The organism is Candidatus Palauibacter soopunensis, from assembly GCF_947581735.1.
GTDB classification, from domain to species: Bacteria; Gemmatimonadota; Gemmatimonadetes; order Palauibacterales; family Palauibacteraceae; genus Palauibacter; species Palauibacter soopunensis.
On the sequence record NZ_CANPVT010000042.1, the window covers coordinates 1 to 7,397 of the forward strand.

A 7,397-nucleotide genomic window follows, 5' to 3' on the forward strand; every position below is an offset into this window, starting at 1 on the left:
TCACCCGCGCGCTCAGCCGCTCGACTTGCCGCTGCAAGGCTTCGACCTGTTCTCGTAACACTCCGATCCGTCCGGAGTGCCGCCGCTGTTCCGTTTCGTACTGCTCGGACAACCTTTCCAATGCGGCCGTCAGCCGCCGCTCCAAATCGGTCACGAAGCTCCTTCCTCACTCCCTCGACAGCTTCAAGTAGGGCCGCCCTTCCATGGTGAAGGCCGGACGGACCGTCGTCCCGGCGGGCAGCGACACGTACCGGTCCCCGCTGCTCTCCAGCAACTCGACGCCCCAGGTCGTCTCCTCGATCTCGGCCAGCATCGCGCGCGCCCACCCGGTCCGCGTGTCCAGCTCGTCCAAGGTCTCGATCCGGTCGTGGATGCTCCTCGACAGCCAGTGCATCGTCCCCAAGCTTCCGAAGCAGATACCGAGGAAGAGGCTCATGCCGACCACCAGCGGCCGGAGCCAGGCCTTCATCAACAACTCGCGCATCCGCCCGGTCGCCTCGACCGTATCGGCCTCGATGGAACGCAGCGCGCCGCTTGCGATTGCGTTCAAGTTCTCGCCGAGCCGCGCGAGCTCGCGCGCGGCTTCGTCCTCGATGCGCCTCCGGTCGGTCTCCAGCCTGTTCCTCAGCCGGGACGTCAAGTCGCCCGGGCTCGAAGTCTCGTTCATACAGTTCTCCTCTCAGCCGCCACCGCTTCCCGCTGTCGGGATCGCGGGCGGTGATGTAGTCCTTGCCTTGGCGGGTCACGTCGAGGCCAACGTCCTCCAGCGCGGAGACCACGTCGGCTCGGTCCTTGACCGCGCCGTGCTCGACGCGCTGCACGAGGTAGTCGCGGATCAGCGTGCGCGGGTCCGCCTCGTGTTCGAGCCCGGCCCGCAGCTTCGACGCCTCGATGTAGGCCACGTGGCCCGGCCGCTGCGCCCTCGCCCGCCTCGGATCGTCCGGTCGGCTCCAGCCGTGCTCGTGGTTGAAGGCGTCGCGAAGCGGGGCGAAGGTCTTCTCCCAGCCGGGGGGCGCGATGTTCAAGCTGCGGCCCGTCTGTAGGTCGCACTGCGCGGCCAGAATGTGGACGTGGACGCCGCCTCCGCGCTCGCGGTGCAGAACCGCCGTCCACGAGTAGCGGTCCGGCTCCAGTCCCGCCCACGCCGTCTTCTCGAACTCGTCGAGGACGGCTTCGATCTGTTCGCCGGTGGGCCGGTCCTCCGGCGCCCACGCGATCACGGCCGACGTGTACTTGCGCTCGAAGTCGAGCGAGTCGGCGACGGCGGCCACCATGTCCGGGTTGCCGCGCCACACTTCGACGCCCTCGCGCTCGCGTCCCTCGGCGTCCAACTCGCCGACGAGGTACTTGGCCGCCGCCTTGGCCGAGCCCTTCCCGTGGGACAGGAACCTAACGAGCATCGTCGGCCTCCCCGCCGATGCGGGCGACACGGAGCAGCGAGCGCTCGAAGGACACGAGATGGGCGATCACCGAGACGGCCTCGGCGGCCGTCCTGTGGGTGTTCACCCAGCGGACAAGCTGGTTCAGGTTGTTCCCGATGCGCGCGATCTGGCGCGTGCGCTCGCGCTCGACGGACCGCGCCGCCGCGGTCCACGTATGCGTCCGCGCCATCGCCTCGCGAAGCAGCGCGGAGGGGGACACGCCCGCCGCGGCCGCCTTCTCCCGCCAGGCGGCGTGCTCGGCGGGCGTGACGCGCGCGGCGACCATCACGGTGCGATGCCCCTCAGCCATGAGCGCACCGGCGACGGGGTTCGGGGGCCTCGCCCCCGCGCGTCCGCTGCTCGCGTTGCGGCGCGACAGTTCGGGGGTCTAAGGGGGCCGGAACGCCCCCTTGCCAGCCCGCCGTGTTCAACACGGCGTGTGCTGGCTGCCCGACCAAAGACGCGCCCGACAAGCTGTTCCCCGGCCGCCGCGAAGCGCGCCGCATCACCGCACCGGGCGGGCTTCAGCCGCCCGCCAACCGGTCTCGCGAATCCGGTGCGCGGCCTCGCCGCGCTCACGGGTCTCGACGCCCTCGAACCGGCTCTCGGCGATCCGCTCGGCGACCCACTCCTCGATCTCGGCCTCGATCCAGCCCACGGCGCGCCTGCCCAGGGCGACCGGCCGGGGGAAGCACCCCGCGGCCAACCGGACATAGATCGTGCTCCGCGACAGGCCCGTGCGCGCCATCACCTCGGGCAGCCGCAGGAAGCGGGTCGGAGGGTTCGTTCTCTCATTTCTCGGGTCGGTCATCGTCCTGCTCCTCGTTGTTCTCAGCGTTCTCGTCGGTCTCCGGGTGTCAGGGCCTTCTCGGAGGATCGCGTCCACCTCCCGATGCCCCGTCGTGCTCGGCGATGAACGCGAGAGTCCGGTCCGCCGTCCTGAGCGACGGCGAGCGGCCCCGGCCGATCCGGCGCATCAGGTTCGGGTCGCCCACCGCGTTCATGCCGAACGCCGTCGGGCTCACGCCCGGGCGCCCGAGAAACGCGCCGACGCGCGAAATGAACTGTCCTTCCCAGCGTCTCCATGCCCGAACGCTGAACGAACGTCCGCAAGCTCGTCAACCCCTGGCGAATTAGCTAAGTGCTTATGACGTATCATGTTGTGTCATAGCGTGTCAGAGCCTCGGAAGAGCTCCGCCAGCGGCGCGGCGGGACGCCCCCTTGGCGAACCGAATGGTGATCGTCCAGAGGCATGGAAACCGGTCCGACGAGGCCCGGTCCGACTGGGCTTGCTGCCGCAGTCTGGATCCTGCAACTCACCGAGGCGTGGTCAGTAAGTCGGACGCCGGACTCGGCCATCCACGACCGGGTGCTCGACCGGAATCCGTACAGCGTCGAGGTCAACGCTGACGATTTGGAGCGCTTGGGCCGCTTTTTGGCCCTACCCGTACCCCTCGGGGACCCGAGATCGTCGATCTGAGGCGCTCCTGCGGCCTGTAGATTTCCCGAAATGTGGACGAAACGTGCGGAAACGGCCCCCGAGGGCGTGGAAGAAGCGGCGGCAGGTCGGCGGCCTATCCCCGCGTGACGTAGCTACTCCACGCCTGCATGACCTCGGCACGGCGCTCCAGCAGGTCGGAGCGCTGATACGCTTGGACGACTCGGCTCTTGGGAACGTGGGCGAGGCAGGCCTCCGCGACCTCGGCCGGGACGCCCGTCTCGGCCATCCACGACCGCGCGCTCGAACGGAAGCCGTGAAGCGTCGAGTCCACCCCTGCGATCTGGAGTACCCGAGACACCGTCTTTGGCGCAATCGTCCTGCCGGTCCGCGACGGGAACACCAAGGGCGACTTATCCGACAGCTTGCGCGCCTTCCTCAGCACGTCCAAAGCGCCGGTGCTGAGCGGAACGGCAAACTCGCGGCCCGCCTTCATTCTCGAAGGCGGAATCGTCCACCTCGCCGCGTCCATGTCGATCTCATCCCAGAGCGCGCCCCGGGCTTCGCCGGGACGCACGGCGGTGAGGACGATCAGTTCAATGCACAACGCAGCCTGACTCCCGTCCCCCACGCAACGGATGGACCGGAGCGCCGCCGCGATCTCGCCATGCGGCAGGGCGCGGTGATGGCCCGCCGCGCCGCCGTTCGGCTTCGGCAGTGCCGCCACGGCCCGGTCCACCGGGTTGTCCCTGCGGTAGTTGCGCCCGATGCTCCACCGGAACACGGCGGTGATCCGGTGCTTGGCCTTCCGCGCGGCGGTGGGCATCGAGTTCCAGATCGGGCCAAGGCACGCCAGCACGTCCGCGCTCGTGATCCGGTCCACCCGCTTGTCGAGGAGCGGGGCGGCGTGAAGACGGAAGGTGGACTCCCACTGCTGGGGCAGCGGGCTCCCGGCCTTCCACGAATCGCGGTGAAGTTCGATGGTCCGCCGCGCGGCCTCGGCGAACGTCGGGACGCCGCGCCCGCGCGGGTCCTGTCCCCGGAGAACCCTCCGGCTGTTGTCCAGCGCCTTTTCCCGGGCATCGGCGAGTGTGACCTCGGGGTACGGCCCGAGTCCGATCGAGGTGAGCCGCCCGTCGATCCTGACGCGCTGCCGCCATGTCTTGGTGATCCTCCCGTTGGCCGTCCGGTACACCCGGAGGCTCAGCCCACGCCCGCCTCGTCCGTCGCCGTAGACGCCGGGCCGGTTGACCGTCCGAACGAAGGCGGCGGTGAGCGTCCTGGGTCGCTTGGTCATGCGGGTTCCTTCCGTGGTTGTGTATCACATGCCAAATCACTCTACAAGGAAGAATACACGGGATGTCAGCGGACGGCAAGGGACGAGGCGACTCGAATGCAATATTGGAAGTATTTGTCTAATAAAGTGTTATGAATGACATGATGTACTCTGCTGGACTGCACGGGACACATGCTATCTAGTTCCGCCCGAGCTTGGGTACGCGCCCAGGCTCAGGGTCCTGTATCTGCACTACAACAACTTCACCGGTTCGATTCCGCGGAGTTTCCTCCGTCTTTCCCCGATCCTTTTCCGGATCGCGGGCAACGCGGGCCTCTGCATGCCCGGCACCTCCGAGTTCGTTGCCTGGTTCGAGCGGATCGACCGGCGGAACGGGTCGTTCTGCAGCGAGCCGGACATCGCCGTCCTCGAGTCGCTGTACGAGGGGACGGGGGGCGACGACTGGACCCGCTCGGACGGCTGGTTCGACGGCATCCTGCTCTCGGAATGGTACGGCGTCACGCCGGACTCGATCGGCCGGGTGCAGGGCCTGGACCTGAGCGGGAACGGACTCGCGGGCCGTCTCCCGCCGCGCCTCGCCGACCTCTCAGGTCTGACCGACCTTCGGATCGGCGACAATCCGCTCACGGGGCCGCTGCCGCTGTCGCTGCGGCAGCTCCCGCTCCGGACGCTGCACTACGCGGACACGGACCTTTGCGTCCCGGGCGCGACGTCCTTCCGCGCGTGGCTCGCGGCCATTGAATCGCATGACGGAACCGGCGTCGAATGCGCGCCAGCCACGGACCGGTCCATCCTCGAGGCGTTCCACGCCGCGACCTCCGGCGCGGATTGGGACCGAGACGACAACTGGCTGACCGACGCGCCACTCGATCAGTGGCACGGGGTGGACTCCGACGCCGACGGACGCGTCGTGAGTCTCGCCCTCGCGGGCAACCGCCTCCGGGGGCCCCTCCCGCCCGAGCTGGGCGGCCTCTCGCGGCTGCGCCGCCTGGACCTCGCCAGCAACCCCCTGACGGGACCGATCCCCCCGGAACTCGGCAACCTCTCCCGCCTGACCGAAGTGCGCCTCGTTCAGACGGGCCTTTCTGGTCCCATTCCTCCGGAACTCGCCAATCTGACCGCACTCGAGGAGCTGTCGCTGGACGTCGAGGCTCCGGCGGGTCCCATTCCGCCCGAATTGGGGAATCTCCGGAACCTCAGGCGCCTCGTGCTCACCGGCCCCGGGGTGACGGGATCGATTCCGCCGGAACTCGCCACGCATCTTCCCGAGTAGTCCACGAGGGTTTACCTAGCAGGGCATAACACGTTATTGGATAACGTGTTCAGTAGGATACGCAGCGCCCGTTCGTCCCTTGCCGTCCATCACGATCCCGTGTATTCTTCCCGGTGTAGTGCTGCAATGAGTGATACACCACAAGGAAGGAAGCACCATGACGAAGCGACCGAGAACGCTGAGCGCCGCGTTCGTGCGGACGGTCAACCGGCCCGGAGTCTACGGCGACGGACGCGGCGGGCGCGGGCTGAGCCTCCGGGTTCACCGGACACTGGATGGCCGGATCACCAAGACATGGCGGCAGCGCGTCAGGATCGAGGGGCGGCTCACCTCGATCGGACTCGGGCCGTATCCCGAGGTGACGCTTGCCGAGGCCCGCCAGAAGGCGCTCGACAACAGCCGGGGCGTCCTGTTGGGCCAGGACCCGCGCGGGCGCGGCGTCCCGACGTTCGCCGAGGCCGCCGAGCGGACGATCAAGCTTCACCGCGAGGCGTGGAAGGAGGGGAGCCCGCTTCCCGAGCAGTGGGAGTCCACCTTCCGCCTCCATGCCGCCCCGCTCCTCGACAAGCGGGTGGACCGGATCGAGAGCGCGGACGTGCTGCGCTGCTTGTCGCCGATCTGGAACTCGAAGCCCGCCGCCGCGCGGAAGGCCCGGCACCGGATCGCCGCCGTCTTTCGCTGGTGTATCGGTCGGAACTACCGCCCGGACAACCCGGTCGACCGGGCCGTCGAAGCGCTTCCCAAGGTGAACGGGAACACCACGAGCCATCATCGCGCGCTCCCGCACGCCGAGGTCGGGGCCGCGCTTCGTGCGGTTCGCGGGACGACCGACACGCACCCTTCGGCGGTTCCGTGCGTCGAGTTGATCGTGTTGACGGCGGTTCGGCCCGGAGAGGCGCGTGGTGCCCGCTGGGACGAGATCGACATGGACGCGGGCGTATGGACGATCCCCGCTTCGAGGATGAAGGCGGGCCGCGAGTTCGCCGTCCCGCTCAGCAGGGGCGCGCTCGACGTGCTCGGACGGGCTCGCAAGCTGTCGGGCAAGTCGTCGCTGGTGTTCCCGTCGCGGACCGGCGGGCCGCTTCCGTCGAAGGCTCCACTCCGGGTGCTTCGGCGTGCAGGGGTGGACTCGACGCTGCACGGGTTCCGGTCGAGTGCCCGGTCGTGGATGGCGGAGACCGGCGTACCGGCGGAGGTCGCGGAGGCTTGCCTCGCCCATGTTCCGAAAAGCCAAGTCGTTCAGGCCTACCAGCGCTCCGACCTGCTGGCGCGACGCGCCGAAGTCATGCAGGGGTGGAACGACTACATCGGGTAGCGACTCGCCACCCTCGCCACCCGCCGGCACAACCATTCCGCCTCTCCGCAGCGCGGTTCGGCGGGCAACCGCATTGCCGCCACCCACGGCGGCAAACCAGTCGAACCGGGTCTCGCTGGGCCGGATTCCACGCCTCTGGACGATCACCATTCGGTTCGCCAAGGGGGCGTCCCGCCGCGCCGCTGGCGGAGCTCTTCCGAGGCTCTGACACGTTATGACACAACATGATACGTCATAAGCACTTAGGTAATTTCCTAGGGGGTTGACGTGCTTGCGGACGTTCGTTCAGCGTTCGGGCATGGAGACGCTGGAAGGACAGTTCATTTCGCGGGTGAGCGCGTTTCTCGGGGACTCGGGCGTGAGCCCGACGGCGTTCGGCATGAAGGCGCTGGGCGACCCGAACCTCATGCGCCAGATCGGCCGTGGCCGCTCGCCGTCGCTCAGGACGGCGGACCGGATTCTCGCGTTCATCGCGGAGCACGACGGGGCATCGGGCGGTGGGCGCGATCCCCCGAGAAGGCCGTGACACCGACGACCGACCAGCAAACAGAGCACAGCGAGAAGGAGCAGGACGATGGCCGAGAATCCGAGGAACAACAGAACGAACCCTCCGACACGCTTCCTGCGGCTGCCCGAGGTGATGGCGCGCACGG

At 68.4% G+C, this 7,397-nt stretch carries 8 protein-coding genes and 1 pseudogene; 4 read left to right on the forward strand and 5 right to left on the reverse strand.

Annotated features, from left to right (window positions below):
* Positions 1-166: 166 nt before the first annotated feature.
* Positions 167-667 (reverse strand): hypothetical protein, encoded by a 501-nt coding sequence (locus RN901_RS11425; RefSeq protein ID WP_310758414.1) that lies wholly within the window; start codon positions 665-667, stop codon positions 167-169.
* A 67-nt stretch (positions 668-734) separates the two neighbouring features.
* On the opposite strand from RN901_RS11425, the gene RN901_RS11430 reads away from it, so the two are divergent.
* Positions 735-1,043, forward strand: a complete 309-nt coding sequence (locus RN901_RS11430; protein WP_310758415.1) for a hypothetical protein — start codon at positions 735-737, stop codon at positions 1,041-1,043.
* 346 nt (positions 1,044-1,389) lie between these two features.
* Here the strand turns inward: RN901_RS11430 and mobC are convergent, their stop codons facing one another.
* The 4 genes and pseudogenes from mobC to RN901_RS11450 form a co-directional block, all read right to left on the reverse strand.
* Complete coding sequence (mobC, locus tag RN901_RS11435) at positions 1,390-1,731, reverse strand: plasmid mobilization relaxosome protein MobC (protein WP_310758416.1); 342 nt, start codon at positions 1,729-1,731, stop codon at positions 1,390-1,392.
* A 288-nt stretch (positions 1,732-2,019) separates the two neighbouring features.
* Positions 2,020-2,232 (reverse strand): annotated as a pseudogene (locus tag RN901_RS11440) (AlpA family transcriptional regulator); the annotation flags it as partial.
* Positions 2,233-2,278: 46 nt separating this feature from the next.
* Positions 2,279-2,446, reverse strand: a complete 168-nt coding sequence (locus tag RN901_RS11445) for a hypothetical protein (RefSeq protein WP_310758418.1) — start codon at positions 2,444-2,446, stop codon at positions 2,279-2,281.
* Positions 2,447-2,995: 549 nt separating this feature from the next.
* Complete coding sequence (locus tag RN901_RS11450; protein ID WP_310758419.1) at positions 2,996-4,156, reverse strand: tyrosine-type recombinase/integrase; 1,161 nt, start codon at positions 4,154-4,156, stop codon at positions 2,996-2,998.
* Positions 4,157-4,475: 319 nt separating this feature from the next.
* On the opposite strand from RN901_RS11450, the gene RN901_RS11455 reads away from it, so the two are divergent.
* The 3 genes from RN901_RS11455 (at position 4,476) to RN901_RS11465 (ending at position 7,270) form a co-directional block, all read left to right on the forward strand.
* Positions 4,476-5,429 (forward strand): hypothetical protein, encoded by a 954-nt coding sequence (locus RN901_RS11455; RefSeq protein WP_310758420.1) that lies wholly within the window; start codon positions 4,476-4,478, stop codon positions 5,427-5,429.
* 157 nt (positions 5,430-5,586) lie between these two features.
* The gene (locus tag RN901_RS11460) at positions 5,587-6,744 is read left to right on the forward strand and encodes a tyrosine-type recombinase/integrase (RefSeq protein ID WP_310758421.1); all 1,158 of its coding nucleotides are present in this window, start codon (positions 5,587-5,589) and stop codon (positions 6,742-6,744) included.
* A 271-nt stretch (positions 6,745-7,015) separates the two neighbouring features.
* Positions 7,016-7,270: a hypothetical protein gene (locus tag RN901_RS11465; RefSeq protein ID WP_310758422.1), complete on the forward strand. Its 255-nt coding sequence runs from the start codon at positions 7,016-7,018 to the stop codon at positions 7,268-7,270.
* Positions 7,271-7,397: the final 127 nt, after the last annotated feature.

Bases quoted from the DNA above. Each gene is read 5' to 3' on its own strand.
- RN901_RS11425 (WP_310758414.1), bottom strand. From the start codon at position 667: ATGAACGAGACTTCGAGCCCGGGCGACTTGACGTCCCGGCTGAGGAAC.
- mobC (WP_310758416.1), bottom strand. From the start codon at position 1,731: ATGGCTGAGGGGCATCGCACCGTGATGGTCGCCGCGCGCGTCACGCCC.
- RN901_RS11450 (WP_310758419.1), bottom strand. From the start codon at position 4,156: ATGACCAAGCGACCCAGGACGCTCACCGCCGCCTTCGTTCGGACGGTC.
- RN901_RS11455 (WP_310758420.1), top strand. From the start codon at position 4,476: ATGCCCGGCACCTCCGAGTTCGTTGCCTGGTTCGAGCGGATCGACCGG.
- RN901_RS11460 (WP_310758421.1), top strand. From the start codon at position 5,587: ATGACGAAGCGACCGAGAACGCTGAGCGCCGCGTTCGTGCGGACGGTC.